Annotated in this window: 12 protein-coding genes; 5 read left to right on the forward strand and 7 right to left on the reverse strand. The window is 42.4% G+C overall.

What is annotated here, in order from left to right; translation table 11 throughout:
- Positions 1–295: 295 nt before the first annotated feature.
- The 3 genes from OSCIL6407_RS0110840 to OSCIL6407_RS0110850 all read right to left on the reverse strand — a co-directional run bounded on the left by OSCIL6407_RS0110840 (position 296) and on the right by OSCIL6407_RS0110850 (position 3,843).
- Positions 296–2,080: a mechanosensitive ion channel family protein gene (locus OSCIL6407_RS0110840; protein WP_019487216.1), complete on the reverse strand. Its 1,785-nt coding sequence runs from the start codon at positions 2,078–2,080 to the stop codon at positions 296–298.
- Positions 2,081–2,110: 30 nt separating this feature from the next.
- Positions 2,111–2,530: a ketosteroid isomerase family protein gene (locus OSCIL6407_RS0110845; RefSeq protein WP_007357338.1), complete on the reverse strand. Its 420-nt coding sequence runs from the start codon at positions 2,528–2,530 to the stop codon at positions 2,111–2,113.
- Between the two features lie 353 nt (positions 2,531–2,883).
- Positions 2,884–3,843, reverse strand: coding sequence for an orange carotenoid protein N-terminal domain-containing protein (locus OSCIL6407_RS0110850; RefSeq protein ID WP_007357337.1), 960 nt, complete (start codon positions 3,841–3,843; stop codon positions 2,884–2,886).
- 272 nt (positions 3,844–4,115) lie between these two features.
- On the opposite strand from OSCIL6407_RS0110850, the gene queG reads away from it, so the two are divergent.
- Complete coding sequence (gene queG, locus OSCIL6407_RS0110855) at positions 4,116–5,069, forward strand: tRNA epoxyqueuosine(34) reductase QueG (protein ID WP_007357336.1); 954 nt, start codon at positions 4,116–4,118, stop codon at positions 5,067–5,069.
- Positions 5,070–5,265: 196 nt separating this feature from the next.
- Positions 5,266–5,898 (forward strand): HAD-IA family hydrolase, encoded by a 633-nt coding sequence (locus OSCIL6407_RS0110860; RefSeq protein WP_007357335.1) that lies wholly within the window; start codon positions 5,266–5,268, stop codon positions 5,896–5,898.
- A gap of 7 nt (positions 5,899–5,905) precedes the next feature.
- On the opposite strand, the gene OSCIL6407_RS0110865 is transcribed toward OSCIL6407_RS0110860, so the two are convergent.
- A complete protein-coding gene (locus OSCIL6407_RS0110865) occupies positions 5,906–6,751 on the reverse strand; it encodes an SWIM zinc finger family protein (RefSeq protein ID WP_007357334.1) in 846 nt (281 codons plus the stop codon).
- A gap of 163 nt (positions 6,752–6,914) precedes the next feature.
- Positions 6,915–10,244, reverse strand: coding sequence for a DEAD/DEAH box helicase (locus tag OSCIL6407_RS0110870; RefSeq protein WP_007357333.1), 3,330 nt, complete (start codon positions 10,242–10,244; stop codon positions 6,915–6,917).
- Positions 10,245–10,557: 313 nt separating this feature from the next.
- On the opposite strand from OSCIL6407_RS0110870, the gene OSCIL6407_RS0110875 reads away from it, so the two are divergent.
- The 3 genes from OSCIL6407_RS0110875 (at position 10,558) to OSCIL6407_RS0110885 (ending at position 16,263) form a co-directional block, all read left to right on the forward strand.
- On the forward strand, positions 10,558–12,702 hold the full coding sequence (locus OSCIL6407_RS0110875) for a polyribonucleotide nucleotidyltransferase (RefSeq protein ID WP_007357332.1): 2,145 nt from the start codon (positions 10,558–10,560) through the stop codon (positions 12,700–12,702).
- Positions 12,703–12,950: 248 nt separating this feature from the next.
- Positions 12,951–15,206 (forward strand): glycosyltransferase family protein, encoded by a 2,256-nt coding sequence (locus OSCIL6407_RS0110880; RefSeq protein WP_007357331.1) that lies wholly within the window; start codon positions 12,951–12,953, stop codon positions 15,204–15,206.
- An 82-nt stretch (positions 15,207–15,288) separates the two neighbouring features.
- Positions 15,289–16,263, forward strand: coding sequence for a glycosyltransferase (locus tag OSCIL6407_RS0110885; protein ID WP_007357330.1), 975 nt, complete (start codon positions 15,289–15,291; stop codon positions 16,261–16,263).
- A gap of 132 nt (positions 16,264–16,395) precedes the next feature.
- Here OSCIL6407_RS0110885 and OSCIL6407_RS0110890 read toward each other — a convergent pair whose 3' ends face one another.
- Both OSCIL6407_RS0110890 and OSCIL6407_RS0110895 read right to left on the reverse strand, forming a co-directional pair.
- Positions 16,396–18,483 (reverse strand): HEAT repeat domain-containing protein, encoded by a 2,088-nt coding sequence (locus OSCIL6407_RS0110890; protein ID WP_007357329.1) that lies wholly within the window; start codon positions 18,481–18,483, stop codon positions 16,396–16,398.
- Positions 18,484–18,833: 350 nt separating this feature from the next.
- Positions 18,834–19,727: a hypothetical protein gene (locus OSCIL6407_RS0110895; RefSeq protein ID WP_007357328.1), complete on the reverse strand. Its 894-nt coding sequence runs from the start codon at positions 19,725–19,727 to the stop codon at positions 18,834–18,836.
- Positions 19,728–20,305 lie beyond the last annotated feature (578 nt).

A 20,305-nucleotide genomic window follows, 5' to 3' on the forward strand; every position in this document is an offset into this window, starting at 1 on the left:
GAAGCCGCAGCACTTCGGGTGGCGGTAATCTTGAGCCAAGTCTGGCGAAAGGCAGTGGTTTCCACAAGTAGCCAGAAAGGTGCAGAGACTAGAGATGAGGAGCCTATCCAATAAATCTCACAGCGCCCGACATCCCGGAATGGGGATGATGAAATAGTCCACGCCTTACGGAAACGTTGGGATAAGTGTAACCGATTGGTCGTAGGTTCAAATCCTACCCGGGGAGTTAAAAAAAGCCGGAAGTTAGAAATTTCTAACTTCCGGCTTTTTTGCTAAATTTCTTTCTTCCTTCTTCTTAATCTTGACTATCCTGCGAAATCGGCGTTTCCCCAGTGCCATTATTCGCTCCATCTAACTCAACCTTATGCCCATTTACCTGATTTTGCAACAACTGCAACAGCATTGCTTCCAACTGCGATGATATTTCAACTTGCAGATTACCCGTGCGAATATTCAAATCTCGCTGGGGGAAAGGAATCTCAATCTTATGCTGCCGCAAATTTGCCTCTATTCGGTAATACAAATCGCTTTTAATTAAGAATTGCTTACTCGGTTGCGCCGTCCAAACTCGTAATTCAAAATTTAGGGCACTATCACCAAATCCCTTAAATAAAACTTGCGGTGGTGGAACTGAAAGCACGTCAGGATGACCAGTTCCCGCTTCCAATAAAGCGGTTTTTACTGCATTAACATCAGAATTATAAGATACTCCAATTGGCAGTCGTACTCCCGAAACAGGATTGTCATGGTTCCAGTTAATTAACTCTGTTTCCAAAAAGCGGGAATTAGGCACAATAATCGAAACTCGATCGAGAGTTCTAATCACTGTACTGCGACCGCCAATTCGCTCTACTATGCCTTTATATTCCCCAACTTCTACAAAATCGCCGATTTGAATTGGACGCTCCAAAATTATCACAAGTCCGCTGCCAAAGTTTTTGGCAATATCTTGCAAACCAAACCCAATCCCGACACCGAGAACACTAGCTAAAATAGTTAAGGAACTTAAATCTAGTCCCCAAATTTGTAACAAGACAATAGTGCCGATTGCAATTAAACTATATTTGGTAATAATCGCGATCGCTTCCTGGGCTCCGCGATTGATTCCTGCTACCTCCAAAATGCGCGCTCGCAAAACAGTAGTAGCTGTATGGGCAACAACTATCAACCCCCACAGAAAACCGCACAGAATCAATAAATCCGTGACAGAGTAAGCCTTTTCACCGACAGTAAAAATCTTGGAAATGAAGCTAGCAATCAGAATATTCGCGATTTTATAACTCCATCTCCGCGTCAGTGGAAATAGATTAGTAATGTAAAGCAGCGTAGCTACCCATAAACCGAATCGCGTACTAGCGAGGGTGAGATTGAGCAATAAATCAAAACTGCGCGGCGGATTTGGCTGAGATGGATTGGGTTCTGGAAAGAACATTCGTAACCCTCGGCGCAGGGTACGCGGCCAAAACCAACCTAAAACAATGTGAAATGCGATCGCACCCATCAAAATCGCGATCGCATTCACCACCGCATCTCGAATATACTTACCGCTACGTTGTTGTTGAGCTTCATTCACCGCTTGCTGAATTTGCGCCGCCCAAGTTCCCGCCTGTTCCCCTGGACTGCTACCTGCTGGTGCATCTAGTTGTGTCACCGTCAACAAGTATCTAGCAGATGTATCTGGAGGAGAAGAATTTGCTTTTAAATCTTTATTCGAGACAGAAACTAATAATATCGTTGGTAATAGATTGCGTTCCTCTACCTTTACCTGTACGGGTTCAGAAGATGAGACAGCATCTTTTAGTTGCGAATTAATTAAATTTGCCCGTTCCTTAGCTGTAAACTGTCCTGAACTGCTAACTTGAAAAATTTGCCTCCCATCTAAAATTACTGGCGCTAAGTCAAATTTGGTGCTAACTTGTGCTAATGCTGGAAAAGCCAGGAAAATGCAGGCAAGGGCGAGAATTACCCCAGCGATGCACCTTCCTGAGAAAACCATGAATTTATTGCGGTTTTTCTTCTCGATCGCTTTCACCCTGCTAGTACAGCCATTTCCATTTCCATTACTTTTTGCCTTGAGCATAAGTTCAAATACAAATTACCGCCAACTACTCTAAAATTTAGTTGAAGAGCGCAGATTTAACAATTCTTGGGTCGAAGCCAAAAGTTTAACAGTAACAGCCACAATTTCAACTTCGGGATTTAGTATAAACCGCCAACCAACCTTAACTCCAAATACCGGAGTTTGTACCTTACCGCTTACGTGAATTTCCCGATTCCCATCTTCTAAAGTTTCGATAACAGCCTGTTGCGGTTCCAGTTGCATCCCTTTAGCTTCGGCTTTGAGGTAGAGTGCGATCGCATCTCTGCCCACAATCGGATCTTCAAATGGAGCATAGAGCACACCGTCCGCAGCAAACAGATTAGCTGTAGCCTCAAAGTCGCTACAGTTGAAAGTTTGAAAATAGCTATGCACCACTGGATCTAGGGGATTAGTTGTACCAGGATTAGCTATCAAAATTGTTTCAGTCATGAAAAGTCTCGATAATTTAGTTATTTGAGTTTTACAGGATTTACGTATTCACTACCACCCTCTCTAGGTAGATTAAGTAGTCGGACATAAATAAACGCAGCCATGTCATTGCGAGCGAAGCGAAGCAATCGCAGGGGTTTGGGATTGCTTCGCTTTGCTCGCAATGACATCATTTATTTTTGTCCAACTACTTAGTAGTTACAAGGGCCAAGCTTTTCTCTTACCAGACGATCTCTAGCCCTGTCTAAGTCCCGATAAAAAACCTGGTTTCATAGAAGAATCCAGGTAGTTTAAAATATGCTAACAGTGGAAACTTAAACTCTATAATCAGAGAAAGTTCTTAGCCTTTTGCTTTACTTAGCCATCAAGTTAAGTAACTCTTGAGGAGATGCGAGCAAGTCGATCGCCACAAAGAAAATCTTGCCTTGAGGATCTATTAAAAACCGCCAAGCAATGTTCATACCAACACTCGCGCCAAACCAAGGAGTTTGAACTTTTCCTGTCACTTTAATCTGCGTGTAGCCATCGACAACCTCAGATACGCCGCGCTCTGGCATCATTTTCAAGCCAACACACTCTTCGCGCATATAGGCCAAAATTGCCTCTTGACCGACGATCGGCTTCTGGAAAGGTGGTTGTAGAGCACCCTTGGGAGCAAATAGACCAACAGCAGCCTCAAAGTCAAAGGCGTTCATGTTGTTAATGTAGCCAAGTACTGTCGGGTTTGTAACGCCTTCGATCGTGACTTGAGTCCGTTGCGCGATCTCAGTTGGGGGCACTACGGGATCTGCAACTTTAGCATAGCTGCCAGGAGCATTCGGATCGAAGCCCATGTTGACTACAGCATTACGCAGCACGGTGATTTGCTGACCACCATCAAGTTGCCGGATTGTTTGCAGCACTGCTGAGGCATTAGAAGAAAGCTTATAACCAGGTGGGATCGGAGCTACGAGTCCCTGAGCCATCCATTCTCCTAACTGATACCAGAAGCCCAATTTAATGTTCATGCTGAAGGAAGCATAGGAACGGTTAAGAGGAGTGTCAACACGGTTAGCTAAATCGCACATGACCTGTGTTTGAGCCAAAGGAGGCATCTGCTTAATTTGGGCTAGCAAACCATCGGCGATGACCATGCTGGCGGCTCCTGGGGCAGCAGGAGTAATTGTGATCCCCATTTCGGTGTAGGCAAACCAGAGTAATGCTAGTTGATCTTCAGCGCTGAGCTGGGCAAACTTGGCGATCGTGTCTGGGACAGCACTCGCAACCTGAGTGTTAGAGAAAATACCCTGAGCGGTCTCAATAGTAAACGGCATATGTAAATAGAGATTTTTGTTGTTAAGTTGCGAATCCAGTATCTGGGCTTCGTGAATCTCTTCTCCTTGTTTACACTATGTAACGATTTATTACATTTTGTCAACATACTTTGCAAATTCAGTAGTTTTAAAATTAAGATTATAAGTTTGCGTTATTTATCTCATCCTAAATAATCGCCCATATCATATAAGCGCTAAAATATCAAGAGATAATCCCAGAAAAAACTAAAGCCATAACTGGGAAAGATTTCTGAAACCTTGAGAGGCATCCAATGAAATCCCCAATTACCAGCACTCAGATTAAGCAGAAAGCTTTAGAATTGGGATTCCACAAGGTGGGGATAGCGCAGGCAGATGATGCCCCTTATTCAGAGGTAGAAAGGTTGCAGGGTTGGTTGAAGGCTGGATATCAAGCAGATATGGCATGGATGGCTAATCCAAAGCGCCAGGATATTCGTCTAGTGATGCCAGAGGTACAGTCATTAATATGTATTGCCCTCAATTACTATACTCCTCACCAGCGCCCACAAGGGTCAGAATATGCGAAAATTTCTCGCTATGGTTGGGGGCGGGATTACCACAAGGTGATGCACAAAAAGCTGAAGGTGTTAACTAACTGGCTGCGATCGCAAGGTGAGGGAATTGAAGCGCGATATTATGCAGATACTGGGCCAGTACAAGATAAAGTTTGGGCCGAGCGGGCCGGTATTGGGTGGATTGCGAAGAATGGCAATGTAATTTCGCGGGAGTATGGTTCTTGGATATTTTTGGGGGAAGTATTAACGAATTTGGAGTTAATGCCTGATACTCCTCACGCCGAACATTGTGGCACTTGTACTCGCTGTATTGATGCTTGTCCTACTGGGGCAATTACTCAGTCTTTTGTGGTGGATGCTAATCGGTGTATTGCTTATCATACGATTGAGAATCGAGATGAGAAGTTGCCTGATGCCATTACTTCTCATTTACAGAATTGGGTTGCAGGTTGTGATATTTGTCAAGATGTTTGCCCTTGGAATCAACGTTTTGCTAAGGAAACGGATATGGTGGAGTTTCAGCCTTATCCTGAAAATATAGCGCCGACTCTCACAGAACTAGCGGAAATATCAGATGATGAATGGAATCGGAGGTTTACTGCTTCGGCTTTGCGGCGGATTAAGCCAGAGATGTGGCGAAGAAATGCTAGGTTGAACCAGGAAAGGAATAAAAGTGAATTAAATGATTAATAATTAGTTAGTTGCTTATTGCTAATGGCTAATGGCTAATTGCTAATTGCTAATTGCTAATTGCTAATTGCTAACTAAAGGTAAGGTGGGTGTTCGTCAGAAAGCGATTTTTTTCATAGCAATAGGTGGTTGTCGGCGAGCGCCCACCCTACAAGTCAACAACTAACAACTAACAAATAACTACTAACAATTAAAAATGACTAAAGTAATTATTTTTGATTTTGACGGTACTTTGGCTGATACCTTAAATGCGATTGTGACTATTACTAACCGCTTATCTGTGGAATTTGGTTATAAACCCGCTACTAAAGACGAACTTGCAGAAATTAGAAACTTAAATTCTTGGGAAATTATCAAGCATTCAGGGATTTCTATGTTTAAACTGCCATTTCTAGTGAGAAGAGTAAGAAAAGAGTTGAGAAATGAAATTCAAGAAATTAGATTGTTTCCCGGAATTAAAGAAGCTCTACTAGAGTTAAAAAATCAAGGTAATCAACTGGGGATTATTACTTCTAACTCTAAAGAAAATGTTTTAGCATTGATGGAGAGAAACGGGTTGGAAGAAATATTTGATTTTATTTACACGGGAACGACGCTATTTGGCAAACACAAAGTGATTAACAATTGGCTAAAGCAAGCTGCTGTCAAGCCAGAAGAGGTTGTTTATGTAGGAGATGAAACGAGGGATATAGAGGCGGCTAAAAAAGCTAAAATTAAAATAATTGCTGTGAGTTGGGGATTTAATGCAAAAGCAGCTTTGGCAGAACATAAACCTGATTTTTTGATCGAACACCCCCATCAATTAATTGAAGTTATAAAAAACTGGTGATCGGGGATTAATCTGTTTCGCCTCGGTTTAATGCTGTTAGCACTGCTTGCTGGCTAACATCCTGGTAAACTTTACGTAAATACTGCATAGCGGCCTCCATTGGAGAAGTTGATTTGTTACTTTTATCTCCATCAGTTGCTAGAATTAGTGGCCCTAAAATATCTAAAACTGTTTCGCTGGCTGGCGGCGGTACTATTACTACTAGAGATGATTCTAGCTTTTGGTTATATTCCCAAAACTGGTAAACTTTTGGTAATTGGTAATTGGTAATTGGTAATTGGTAATTGGTAATCGTGGAATTTTCCTCTGAGTCAACTTTAGCACTGTTTTCCTCTCCTTTTCCTCGCAATTGTCGCAGTTTTGTCAAAATTTGTTCTTTGGTTCGTCCTCGGAGTTGAAAGAGTACAAATGGGTCTTCGCTGAAGCGTTCTCCTAACAAGTAGTAAACTGCACTAATGTGTTTACAAGGATTGGCTTTATCGGGACAACTACATTGGGAATGAACATCGGACAAGTTAAAGGGAAATAGTCTCTTACCAGCAACGGCAAATACATCTTCAATATTTTGGGGCATTTCTCCTGCTAATAGTTTGGCAGAAAAAACTGCTCTTTGAGCCATATTTTCAGTGATATAACCCCAATCTTCGTCGCTGAAAGTATCTAGCCAAAGAGAAATTTGATATGGTTCTGGTTCTGTGCCTCTAACTTGGGCAATTACCTTTTGACCTTGAAACTCAATGCTCAGAACGTTACCCTCTCTTGCATACTTCCAGCCTCGTTCTAAACGCTTTTTAAAACGATAGGAATTGATCAAATCAAGCCATTGTTCTGTCCACCATTGTTTGTCGCTCATAGGTATTTTAGGTTTTAGTTTTTGAATTTAAAGTTGTACAATCAATGTAGGGGCAATTCCCCTGTGGTTGCCCGTATCAATGCCTGCGGCTGGCTACGCCTACGGGGGTAGGCACGGGGGCACTACCCCTACAAATCTGTATGAATGATTTAAGCTTGCTATATTACTCTCCTTCTTCTTCAATGATAGCATTGCGGTCTAGTATTAGTAAATTACGTAATTGGTCTGTATCAAGTTCTGTAAGCCAATTTTCGCCACCGCCAACTACTTGCTCAGCTAGAGCTTTTTTACTTTCTATCATGTCATGAATTTTCTCTTCTAAAGTACCCGTGCAAACGAATTTATGTACTTGCACATTGCGCGTTTGACCGATACGAAAAACGCGGTCTGTTGCCTGATTTTCTACTGCTGGATTCCACCATCTGTCATAGTGGAAAACGTGGGTAGCTCGCGTTAAGTTCAGACCAGTACCGCCAGCTTTTAAGGATAAAATCATAATCGGGGGCCCTTGAGGGTCATGCTGGAAACGGTCGATCATTTCTTCTCGTTGCTGTTGGCGAGTGCCACCATATAGGAATAATATTTCTCTACCTAAGTGTTTTTCTAAATGGGCTTTGAGTAGATGTCCCCATTCGGCAAATTGGGTAAAGATTAAGGCCCGGTCTTCGGCTGATAAAACCTCTTCTAACATTTCATCAAGTCGCTGTAACTTTCCTGATTCTTGAGAGTTAATTTCTAATTTTTTACTCTTCCCTTCTTCCTTCGATAAAATTGGATAGTTACAGATTTGCTTGAGCTTAACTAGCAAGGCAAGTATCATTCCTCGCCGCTGGATGCCATCAGCAGATTCAATAGCTGCTAATGACTCTTCAACAACTTTTTGATAAATGTCAGCTTGGTCAAGTGACAGAGGACAAAATACTGTCATTTCTTGTTTTTCTGGCAAGTCTTGGATAATGGTTTTGTCCGTTTTAAGGCGACGCAAAATAAAGGGTTGAACAAGGGAGCGCAAAGTCTGTAAAGAGTCTTTATCCCCATATTTCTCAATCGGTATTGCAAATCGTCTCTGGAAGAAATTACGCTGTCCTAAATAACCAGGATTAAGAAACTCTAAGATTGACCACAATTCTTGCAGTCTATTCTCTACGGGTGTACCCGTTAGAGCAATTTTAAATGAAGCTTCTATCTGTCGCACTGCTTGCGATTGTTTTGCCTCTGAGTTCTTAATATTTTGAGCTTCATCTAAGACTACACCTTGCCATTTAATGCTCTGAAGTTCTTTCGCATCTCGGTAAACTAGCGGATAGCTGGTAATTATCAAATCCTTGCCTTTAATTGCAGTAGCAAAGGCTTTACCTTTAGGTCGTTTATTGCCGTAATGTTGTAAAACTTTCAGGCTAGGCCCGAATTTCTTGACTTCACGCTCCCAGTTGCCTAATACTGAGGTCGGACAAACGAGTAAGGTAGGACTTTCTAGTAATTCTTGTTCTTGCAGGTGCAGCAGAAAAGCGATGAGCTCTGCGGTTTTTCCCATCCCCATATCGTCCGCTAAACAAGCCCCCAACCCCCATTTTTCTAAGAAAGATAACCAGCCAACTCCTCGTGCTTGATATGGGCGCAATTCTCCCTGAAAACTCTTAGGATTGATGGCATTTACTGATTCATTGTTACTGAGAGTATTGAGTAATTCCTGAAGTTGACCTGTGGCTTCAAAGCTAACTACTGGAAGTTTTTCTATTGTCTGAGTGTCGCCGGAAGCTAAACGCAAAGCATCTTCTAAAGAAAGTGTCATTTGATCTTTGCGACTGGCAAAAAAAGCTTGAGCAGCTTTGACATCGGGAGCTCGTAATTCTACCCACTCGCCGTTTATTTCTACTAAAGGCGAATTAAGAGCGATTAGTCTGTCAAATTCTGCTTTGGAAATTTGTTGTCCGCCGATGGTTAATTTCCACTTGAAATTTAGTAGGCTTTGTAAGCCTATCCGGTTGTCAGCAGTTTTTAATGAGGTAGTCGGCGTTTCTGCTTGAATACTTAATCCTAAACGACTTGCCCATCCTTCCCTATTCGTTAAACTCGGCGGCAAAATTACACCTAATCCGGTGTCAGTAAATCGCCACGCAAATGACTTGATAAATTCGTAAGCTTGCAGCGGGTTAAGGTGACAATATTGAGGGCTTTGCTGTTGTAATGTTGGTTCGATTAAGGGATAAAGTTTTGAAGCTAAACCCAAGCCACTTAGGAGGTTTTCTTGAGGAAATTCTAATGTCCTTCCTCGATAATTTAAACGCTCTACTGGGTGATTCCAGATAGTTGTTGCATCTACTAAAAATTGTGGGTCATCGGCTGCTTGCAGACAGTAATTTAAAGTCCAGTCTCTTTTGCCTGATGAGGGTGGAATTAGGTGAAATCCAGTGCGAAATTGATTTTGTTCTGCGAGGGCTAAAAGTGGGGATTTCCAAGCGGCGATCGCATTTTCTAAACGTTCTAAGTTATCTGGTTCTAATTCTACAATATTGGACTCTTGTTTTAAGGCTTTTAGCCATCCGCGTACAGGGTTTATTGCTGCGATTTCTAAATTTTCATGGCAGGATATTCGCACTTGAGTATCGATGATTCTGCTCAAAAAGCCTTTCAGCAATTCTTGAGAAGTTGGTGGCAAATCTATTGATTTTGGTAATTGGTAATTGGTAATTGGTGATTGGTAAATTTCTTCTTGGTTGTCCCCTCTTCCTTCTTCCTTCTTCCTTCTTCCTTCTTCCTTCTGGTAAGTACGGCAAGCAGTTGGCATTTGTTTGGCAAAATTTGCGAGGCGAATTCGATCTGTTTCGCTGTCGAGTAAGGGCTGCCAAATTGCTATTTTAGAACCGTTTAAGCTTTCTAATGCTGGTAAGAATTTACCTCTAGCTAGTAAATCTAAACTCCATCTACTGACGTGCGACCAAAAACGTAAGTCCGAGCCGACAAAAGATTCTGCATCTGCACCAAGGGGGAGTGCTTGTAAGAAGGTAAATGCTTCTAGGGGATGAAGATAGAATCCTTCTATTTGCCAGGGGTAAAGGTACTGCGATTCTGTTTCTGTACTTTCTAAAGATGTGGTTGCGGAATGCAGGGGGATGAGATTTTCAGTGGATGCTAATATCTGGGTGGGGAGTGCGATCGCGCGATTTTCCCACCGATTTGATAATTTTGAGGTGGTAATTTCTGGGTCTTTAATTTTCTGGGATGTCTTCGACTTACCTTTTTTTTGCTTTTGGGTTTCCGGGTGATTTTTTTGTGGCTTTTCGTCGATTTCTGGTAAGAGCCGATTTAGTTTTTTTGATTGGTGTAACGATATTAAGAAATTATTTAATTCTGCTTCCCCCATTGTATATGGATTGTGCAAATATTCGCTAGTTTCAGGGGTAGAGCTTGGGGTAATTCTCCGCCAAGTTTCTCCCCAAATAAATAAATAACCGCCGCGCTCTAGTAGCCAAGTACCGTGTAAAATTGCCATTTATTTTATCCTTATACTCTCCGATTATTTGGAAGAGCTATCTATATTTAGTGCTATTGATTCAATTATTGTAAGTAGTAAGCTCATAATATCATCTTAGGACTTACGCACCGATCGCGTAGCGCCGCCCAGAGAGCGGTGTTACGGCATTAACTTTTAATTTTTAATTTTTAATTTTTAATTTCCTGCGGCGTTACGGTATTAATTTTTAATTTTTAATTTTTAATTTTTAATTCCCTCTCGCACTCTAGCTGTTCTAATGTTACGATTGCCACAGAGAAAGAACTGTGGTAGATAAAGGAAAGACGACTACATGGTAGATATAGACAGGTCAATATCCTTTGATGGACGGGATATTAGGCTGAAGATTGGCTTACTAGCACCGCAGGCAGGAGGTGCTGTTTTGATCCAGTCGGGAGACACCTCGGTTTTAGTCACAGCTACCCGCGCACAGGGTCGAGAAGGGATTGATTTCTTGCCCCTGCTGGTAGATTACGAAGAGAGATTATATGCCGGAGGTAAAATTCCGGGTGGTTTTTTGCGGCGGGAAGGTCGTCCGCCAGAAAAAGTAACTCTCACGGGTCGTTTGATTGACCGTCCGCTGCGGCCGCTGTTTCCAAGCTGGTTGCGGGACGACATTCAGGTTGTGGCTACAACGCTCTCGATGGACGAGGAAGTGCCGCCGGATGTGCTGGCGGTGACGGGGGCTTCAGTGGCGGTGCTGCTGGCAAAGATGCCGTTTTACGGCCCGATGGCGGCGGTGCGCGTAGGTTTGGTGGGTGATGATTTTATTATCAACCCAACCTATAAGGAGATTAAGACGGGTGAATTGGATCTGGTGGTAGCGGGTTCCCCCGACGGGGTGATCATGGTGGAAGCGGGTGCTAACCAGTTACCAGAGCGGGATATTATTGAGGCCATTGATTTTGGTTACGAGGCTGCGTCTGATTTGATTCAGGCTCAGCGGGAAATCATGGCGGAGTTGGGGATTGAGTTGATACGGGAGGAGAGGCCGGAAACAGACCCGACGCTGGAGAATTTTATCCGCGATCGCGCCGAAGCTCCGATCAAACAAATTCTATCTCAATTTGAGTTAGATAAAAAAGCTCGCGATACCGCCTTAGATGAGGTGAAGGCAGCAGCGGTGGTAGCTGCGATCGCAGAACTTGCCGAAGACGATCCCGTGCGCGTAGCCGCAGGTGTTGATAGCAAAGCGATCGCTAATGTCTTCAAAGATGTCACCAAAAAGCTGATGCGCCGCCAAATCGTCGAAGACGGCGTGCGCGTGGACGGCCGCAAGCTAGACGAAGTGCGCCCAGTGTCCTGTCGCGTCAGCGTATTGCCCTCACGAGTTCACGGGAGTTCGCTGTTTAATCGCGGCTTAACTCAAGTGATGTCTGCTGTCACTCTCGGAACTCCGGGAGATGCCCAGGACTTGGGAGATGACTTACACCCCCAAGACGAAAAGCGCTATTTGCATCACTATAACTTCCCCCCTTACTCTGTCGGAGAAACCAGACCGATGCGATCGCCCGGACGACGGGAAATCGGTCACGGAGCCCTAGCAGAACGGGCAATCCTCCCCGTATTGCCTCCGCAAGCAGATTTCCCCTATGTAATCCGGGTAGTTTCAGAAGTCCTTTCCTCCAACGGTTCCACCTCAATGGGTTCCGTTTGCGCCTCGACGCTAGCATTAATGGACGCAGGCGTTCCCCTGATCCAACCTGTAAGCGGCGCGGCGATGGGATTAATTAAAGAAGGCGATGAAGTCCGCATCCTCACAGACATTCAGGGGATTGAAGACTTCTTAGGCGACATGGACTTTAAAGTAGCGGGCACCGATACCGGGATTACAGCTTTGCAGATGGACATGAAAATATCTGGTTTACCCTTACAGGTAATCGCAGAAGCCATCCACAAAGCCAAACCCGCGCGGCTGCACATTTTAGAGAAAATGCTCTCTACCATTGACAAACCGCGCACAACGATGTCACCCTTCGCGCCTCGCCTGCTGACGCTGAAGATTGAACCCGAATTCATCGGTTTAGTTATCGGCCCAGGTGGTAAAACCATTAAAGCCATCACCGAAGAAACAGGCGTAAAAATTGACATTGACGACGACGGCACTGTAACGATCGCAGGTAACGATAGTGAAAGAGCCGCTCGCGCCTACAATATTATCCAAGGCATGACGCGCAAGCTAAATGCTGGAGATGTCTACGTTGGTCGCGTCACCAGGATTATTCCGATCGGTGCTTTTGTCGAGATTTTACCTGGAAAAGAGGGAATGATTCATATTTCCCAATTAGCGGATTACCGCGTAGGTAAAGTCGAAGATGAGTTGGCTGTTGCCGATGAAGTGATCGTGAAAGTGCGGGAGATTGACAACAAAGGCCGGATTAATTTAACGCGCTTGAACATTCACCCAGATGAAGCCGCCGCCGCCCGCGAGCGATAAACTGATAACGAGGAATGGCTAATTGGTAATTGGTAATAGGTAATTGCAGATTACTAATTGCCGATTAGCAATTACCTAGTTCCCCACAGTTAACTGTTAACTGTTAACTGTTAAAACCAGTAAAAAAAATATATATAAGTCTTTTTTTTGATAAATTCTGCCCTTATAAATAACTTTATAGATAACTAAATTATTCTGCCTTTATATATTTTCTGTCTTCTGCCTTCTGCCTTCTGCTTTGAGGAATCATGGTAATACTACAACATCTGTGGGAGTTAATATTATTTCTAGTGATTTTATTGGGGCCATTGCCTTTATGTTTATGTTTTGCTCTGATTAATCAAACCGACAATATTAAATCTTCCTTACCCCATTTTTTATTAGTAATATTAACAGCATGGAGTATTATTCAAGTTAGTCTAGGTCTAATTTTAGGAACCTTTGAAAAACTAACTCTAACTCCAGTTATTTTTACAGAACTTATTATTTCTATTATCGGTTTTTGTCTGATTTATTTAAAAAAATATACTTTTTCATTTGTGCTTGCAAAGCTACCAAAGCTCAAACAACCACTCAATAAAATTGAACTACTAATTATTAGTTCTGCGGCTGCTGTGGCGCTGGTTCTCTTGTTGATAATAGCAACCAAGCCAATCACTAACTACGATTCTTTGTGGTTTCACTTACCCGCCATCTCTCGCTGGTACCAAACAGGTGCTTTAACTTTATTAGACTCAACAGGAAATTGGATCTTCGATCACCAAGATGCCATAGTTTACCCTTATAATTGGCACATTTTAAATTTTCTATCCGTTCTCCCTTTTGGCGAAGATTTCCTCGTAGCTTTTCCTCAGCTAATTGCTTGGATAATCCAGGGAATTTCCGTCTATCTTTTGAGCATTTATTTTGGTGCAAGTCGCATCAATAGCATGGCAGCTTCATCTTTATTGTTGACTGTGCCGATGATGATTAACCAGGTTAATACTATTCATATAGATTTACCATTGTCTGCATTGTTTACTGTAAGTCTATATTTTGGCTTATCTTATTATAGCCGCAGAATTATATCTGATTTTGCTCTATTTTTGGCTGCCTTGGGACTGTTTACAGGCATTAAAATCACCGCCATTATTTATGGGGCTTTTATTTTGGGGGGATTGGCAATATTAGAACTTAAAAAAATCTGGTTAAGACCCAAAAATACACAATTTAATTTTCAGCTAAAATCACCCCTACTATTCTTAGGAATAGCCCTATTATTGTTTCTAGGAGGATTTTGGTATGTGCGAAACCTTCTGCACATCAATCATCCAATTCAGAATTTTACTGTACTTTCGCCAAGTCTGCCTGTATCTCCACCGCCGAAAAATTTAGAATCACCCGAATATTTAAAGATTTGGAAAAGCACTTTATTGAATCAATTTGACATCACAAAAATATCTAATTGGCAAATTTTTATCTCCCAAATAATTGCTAGATTGCAGTTGCCATTCATCGCCATGTCATGCCAGATATTAGCATGGCTAGTTTTCGCCAGCTTTAAGAAGCGAATACCCCCAATAAATGAGAAATTTGTTTCTTTGATTATTTTACTTGTTGGCACAGGTTTTTTGTATTTTATTACACCATTTAGTTCTGGTACTGGAGGCGAAATAGTTGGTCAGCTAGGCCCTTTGTTAGGATTTAATCTAAGATATGGATTTCCATTTTTAAGCACGATCGCTGTCACCGCAGCCGTGAGTGCTACCTTAGTCAGAACTACAGATAAATTAATTGTATTAACTGTTTTAATTAGCAGTATTGTAGGTATTTTTAGCAGTGAGATTTTTGATGCTATCAAGAATGCCTCTTTTACGGGAAATAGTATAATTTGGGGTAGTAAACTGATTGACCAGTTTAAATCTTCTCCGATAGAAGCTAGTAAAACAGTAATCGCAATACTGGGCCCTAACCTGATTGATATATGCAAATATGTAGGAATTTATTTGATTTATTTATTGTTTATTTATCTCCTGACTTGGCAATTATCTCAGAGTAGATTTCTAACAACACTATTACCTCCCTTTCAGCGTTTAAGTCAGACAATTGTGATTTGTAGTTGTATAGCGTTAATAGCTAGTACAACTTGGGTGTGGCGAGAAAAACGAGAGGTAAATCGGACTGAAATTTATCAAGGAATGTATGACTATCTTGAAAAGAATACACTTCCTGGTGAAAAAATTGGATTCTTTTTAAGTCACCGCAGTTACCTTTTTTACGGAAAAAACCTAAATCGGCAAGTTTTATATATTCCCTTGAAAGAAAAATTTAATCAGAGTACTAAATGGGCTGATAATTTGCGGCAAAATGGCGTTAAAATAGTTGCATTAGGGCCTTTGACTTCCCTTGATGAAAATACGAAGAAAACTGTATCTTGGTTAACGAGTGATGATGGGTATTTGGAATCTGTTTGGGGTGAAAATGTTAGTCAAAAGTCTGTGTTATATCGATTGAAAAGTAAATAATTGCACTCGGTAAAACCGTTCTCTGGGCGGTATATTACCACCCAAAGGGCGGCGTTACAAACCACTAACAATTAACAAAATAATGCTTAATAAAGAACCACCTTTATTTTCTGTAATTATTCCTACTTATAACCGTCCCGATCGGTTATGTATTTGTCTTCAGGCGTTAGTTAAAGTTGATTATCCCCGCGATTATTTTGAGGTGATTGTTGTCGATGATGGTAGTAAAATGCCACTAGAAAATTATGTGATTCCCTTTGAAAAGTGGCTGAATATATCACTACTAACACAACCAAATTCAGGGCCGGCAAAAGCTCGAAATATGGGTGCAATGGCGGCAAAAGGTAAGTTTTTGGTATTTACTGATGATGATTGTACGTCGGCTGCTGATTGGCTGAAAAATTTAGAAATTAGAGTTACGGCTATACCCGATTGTTTAGTGGGTGGTAAAACTGTTAACGCTTTGCCCGATAATCTTTATTCTACTGCTAGTCAACAACTCATCGATTATCTTTATAGTTATTATAATGCTAATCCCGATCGAGCGCGATTTTTTGCTTCTAATAATTTTGCCATATCAACAGCTTATTTTCAAAGTATAGGCGGGTTTGATACTACTTTTCCTCTGGCTGCTGGTGAAGACCGGGAATTTTGCGATCGCTTGCTCGATCGAGGCTACTGTATGATCTATGCTCCTGAAGTTGTAGTTTATCATGCTCACGAACTGACGCTGAGTAAATTTTGGCAGCAGCAATTCAATTATGGTCGCGGTGCTTTCCGTTTTCAGCAAATCAGCGCTGAACGTGGTAGTAGGCAAATGCAGCATCCCTCATTTTATCTCAATTTACTAACTTATCCTTTTTCCCAGCCATCAGGTATAAAAATGCTGTTAATTGCAGGATTATTTATACTTTCGCAAGTGGGAATTGCAGCCGGATTGTTTTGGGAGAAGGGAGAAGGGAAATGGGGGAGATGGGGGGATGGGGGGGGTGGGGAAGATAGAGGAGATGGGGGAGATGGGGAAGATAGGGGAGATGGGAAATTAGCAATTAAGTAGAAGGAAGAAGGATTTAGTTATCTAGGAGAGAAGGAAGAATGTTTATACATTCAGCTTTTTAGCCATCCTTATCTTATGTTTAATTAGGTGGATTTACTTGGCAATTAGCAATTAGCAATTAGCAATTAGTAATTAGTAATTATTATTGAGCTTGCGACTTGCTAAACCCCTTACTTGTTCGTCAGAATCGTGGAGCGATCGCGCTTGCAAAAGAGACAGTGCTCCGGGATGATGGGGATAGTGTTCGATAATTGCCTCCAAAGCTGTAAAGCGAGGATTGTAAGGGAAAGAACCTTTCTGGTTATAAGGGTCATTGATAGCGCGATCGCACAAAAATTCAAACATTCCTGGTTCTTCTTTCCACCCCCGCATCAATTCCAAGACTGCAATTACTCGCACATGAGAGTCAGGATCGCTTTCTGCTCTACTTTTGAGCCATGCTAAAGTTTCCGAGTCATTCTTCCAACCCCGTGCTAATTTTTGTACGGCGGCTTGTCTGACACTTGGGCTCTCGTCGCACTCAGCCTGGGCCTTCAACAAAGCCAAGGTTTCAGCATCGCCAGGCCACCTGGAAGCAAGTTCTTGTACGGCTGTCTGCCTTAGCGCTACATCATTTGAGTGAACTAGAGATTTCAGCCAAGCTAAAGTTTCCGGTTGGTTTGACCATCCTTGGGCGATTTCTTGGACGAGTACAGTTCGCAGGTAGGAATCGGGTTCTGAATCAGCTAAAGTTTGGAGGAAAGACAAGGTTTCAGACTCCTGCGGCCAACCCCTGGCTATTCCTCTGAGTGCAGCTTCTCGCACGTTCAAATGAGTATTTGACTCGGCTAGATTTCTTAGCCAGTGGAAGATTTCTGGATGTGAAGATCGCAGTTTAGCTATCTCTTGGACGGCCGCTTGTTGGACAATCCAATAATCATCCGATTCAGCTAATGTTTTTAATAGGGTTAATGTTTCTGGACTTTGCGGCCAACCTCTTGCTATTTCTTGAAGGGCGATTTCCCGTACTTCTACGTCGCGATCGCTCTCGGCTACAATTTTCACAAAAGTCCAAGTTTCCGGGAAATCTTGCCATCCTCTAGCTATTGCTTGTACAGCCACTTCTCGGACTGCGGAATTAGCCTCAGATTCGGCTATGGTTTTCAGTAACAGATAAATATCGCGATCGCCCCCCCAACCCTTCCCCAACTCTTCTAATGCAGCTTTTCGCACTTCCTTACTCTCGTCAGACTGGGCTAACCCCCTCAGCAAAGACAAAGTATCTCGATCGTCTCGCCAACCCCGCGCCAATTCTCGCAGCGCCACTATTCGCAGAGTTAAACTGCTTGTCTGGGTTAGTTTTTTGATTTGGGACAAAGTTTCAGCATCCTCCGACCACCCCCTGGCGATCGCTTCCCAAGCTGCTACTCGCACCGTTAAACTTTCGTCAGTTTCAGCAATTTTTCTCAGTAAAACCAAGATATTCGTTTGATTTGGCCAATTTTTAGCTAATTCCTGCACCCCTACAGTGCGGACTGCGGGACTGCTATCTAACTCCGCGAGGTGTAACAGCAAAGGTAATGTACCTGTCGCTTCCCGCCAACCCCTTGCCAACTCTTGAGCTGCTGCCGATCGCACGGCCCAACTGCCATCAGATTGAGCTAAGTTTTTGAGCAGGAACTCCATATCTCCCACTTGAGACCAACCCCGTGCCAATTCTTGAGCGGCGGCGGCGCGGACTTCCCCAGTGTCGTTGGACTCAAGCAGATTCAACAGCCAAGTATAGGTTTCCGATTGGTGTTTCCAAGTAGTCGCGATCGCTCTAATTGCCTGCGATCGTACTTGATAAGTTTCCTGCAACTCTTGAGCGCTTTGATATAAAATCAGAAAGCCAGTACCGTACTGAGATAAACTCTTAAAAGAATTGAGCAATCTAGTATCAACTGTTACTTTATCCCGATTTTTTGTTTCTAACAGACATTGAGCTGCCAAAAACAGATTGATAAATCTTTCTTCTTGACCGTTTTGGTCAATCAAATACTCAATAATTTCTGATACACCCTGTTCATCCAAGCCTCCTGCAACCAGCCGTAGGACTTCATGCCAGGATGCTTCCCGCCAGTGTCCCCCGAAAATTTGTGTTTTGAGTTCGGCTGTAGTCAGCTTGCCAGATTGAACTTGTTCTACGATTAACTCCGCCGCAGTCCGGGCATTATTGTCGGCAATAAGTTTTTGTAACATAGGTGTCGAGGCAGTTTCCAGGTAGCTGGCACGAATCTGATTGCTATTTTTATAGATTAAGGCATTTTTGCCCTTCTAGATAACTATAATGTTTCTACCCTTAGACCTTGTACCTTCTGCTATATTACCATTCCCCTCGAACCCTAAAAGCCGCCCAATAATAATAGGACTTACACTCATAGCTCTAGAAACCGGGTTTTTGAGAGCATCTGTGGGTCACGCAGAAGGCAGGAGGCAGGAGGCAGGAGGCAGGAGGCAGAAAGTAGAAGTAACAATGAAGTATTTTCGTAAAAAAACCCGGTTTATGAGGTTGGTGCGTAAGTCATGTAAGAATTACTATAGATATGATTTCATTGCAAAGAATTCCCTAAAATTATCGTAGTAGTAAATACGAAATCAGCCTTTTTTTTATACCTCATATCGCTTTTAAGAAGTTCTAGAAACTCTTGATGTCCCGCACTTGTCCGACCCACTAAACAACCCGCGCCATAAAAACCAATATCATCAAGCGGCAAATTATTGCCGTGATGTTGGTTAATATCATATAAGCCAGTATAGATTTTACCTTCTCTCTTGTACGTCTTGTACAAATCTCTGTATCCTGAGATTTGTTTTGTCTGTACTAAGGCTTCCTGAGCATCACCACCATTTCCCCAATGATAGCCTATTTCCCAAGCTGTATATTGACCCGGCTTGATACGGAAAGCTCCCATAACATCTTGAGGATGATCTGTGTAATAAATTCCGGGTTCTGTGGTTGCTTCCCACTTTTTTACGAGCCGAGGCTTACCATCAATCACTTCGATCGCTAATCGTAAGTCATTAAATTTATTCGGTTCGTTCTTGTTTAGTTTTCCATCTAGATTCATGCCCTCAATATACACAATGTTGTAATTTCCTTCGCCTGTAAACACTTGATATCCTTGACTTTTCATATAGCGGATAACTCGCTCGGCAAGAGAAGTCTTACGGTTCGGTTTTATGGCAGTTGGAGGTTTGTTCACCACATTAACTGCATAGGACGCAGAAACATCTAAAATAGAATTGGGAAATTCGTTAAAAGCTTTATTGATTAGTGACTCGCCCAAAGTCATCTTGTTAGTTGGCAATAGCAAAAACGAGATTGCACTCAAACAAAAAGCTAGAGGAATAGTCAAACTCCGCCGATTTTCGGGTTCATCAAAAATATGTTGACAATCAACTATACAAGATGTATTTTTTGTGAATTTAGCAGATTTTTTCATAACCTTAATCGCACCCTGAATAGACAACAACAATCTGCTAAATATTTTTGTACTTAACTTTGTACTTAAAGCAGACAAGACTTACGCTCATGGCCATAGAAACCGGCTTTTTCAGAGAATCTGTGGGTCACGCAGGAGGCAGAAGGCTGCTATGCAGAACGAAGTATTTTCGTAAAAAAACCCGGTTTCTTTGGTTGGGTGCGTAAGTCCTAGCAGAGTAAAACTAATCATTGTAATTTTCATATAAAAAAGTCAATACCTGTAAATAGGACATTGACAAATAACTTCATTTGTCCATTGCTGGTGTTGACACTATATAGCAACCGCCACAACGGTTACGACACTCGCTCATGGCCCAAACTATTGACTTTCTTCCCTTCTTTCCCTTCTTTCCCTTCTTTCCCTAGTCCCTAGCCCCTAGCCCCTAGCCCCTAACCGCCCTGGCGGTTGCTATATCTCTCAAAGCTCTTTCAGTAGCAGACGATGCAGGGTTTTTACCCTCCCTGCCGCGATCGCCCACCCTACGTTTAATTATGTCCGACCACTTAATAGTAAATATGATTTAAGATAGCAACCGC

The organism is Kamptonema formosum PCC 6407, assembly GCF_000332155.1.
Classification (GTDB): domain Bacteria; phylum Cyanobacteriota; class Cyanobacteriia; order Cyanobacteriales; family Microcoleaceae; genus Kamptonema; species Kamptonema formosum.

Coding starts and splice junctions, on each gene's coding strand:
- OSCIL6407_RS0110840 (WP_019487216.1), bottom strand. CDS start 2,080: ATGCTCAAGGCAAAAAGTAATGGAAATGGAAATGGCTGTACTAGCAGG.
- OSCIL6407_RS0110845 (WP_007357338.1), bottom strand. CDS start 2,530: ATGACTGAAACAATTTTGATAGCTAATCCTGGTACAACTAATCCCCTA.
- OSCIL6407_RS0110850 (WP_007357337.1), bottom strand. CDS start 3,843: ATGCCGTTTACTATTGAGACCGCTCAGGGTATTTTCTCTAACACTCAG.
- queG (WP_007357336.1), top strand. CDS start 4,116: ATGAAATCCCCAATTACCAGCACTCAGATTAAGCAGAAAGCTTTAGAA.
- OSCIL6407_RS0110860 (WP_007357335.1), top strand. CDS start 5,266: ATGACTAAAGTAATTATTTTTGATTTTGACGGTACTTTGGCTGATACC.
- OSCIL6407_RS0110865 (WP_007357334.1), bottom strand. CDS start 6,751: ATGAGCGACAAACAATGGTGGACAGAACAATGGCTTGATTTGATCAAT.
- OSCIL6407_RS0110870 (WP_007357333.1), bottom strand. CDS start 10,244: ATGGCAATTTTACACGGTACTTGGCTACTAGAGCGCGGCGGTTATTTA.
- OSCIL6407_RS0110875 (WP_007357332.1), top strand. CDS start 10,558: ATGGTAGATATAGACAGGTCAATATCCTTTGATGGACGGGATATTAGG.
- OSCIL6407_RS0110880 (WP_007357331.1), top strand. CDS start 12,951: ATGGTAATACTACAACATCTGTGGGAGTTAATATTATTTCTAGTGATT.
- OSCIL6407_RS0110885 (WP_007357330.1), top strand. CDS start 15,289: ATGCTTAATAAAGAACCACCTTTATTTTCTGTAATTATTCCTACTTAT.
- OSCIL6407_RS0110890 (WP_007357329.1), bottom strand. CDS start 18,483: ATGTTACAAAAACTTATTGCCGACAATAATGCCCGGACTGCGGCGGAG.
- OSCIL6407_RS0110895 (WP_007357328.1), bottom strand. CDS start 19,727: ATGAAAAAATCTGCTAAATTCACAAAAAATACATCTTGTATAGTTGAT.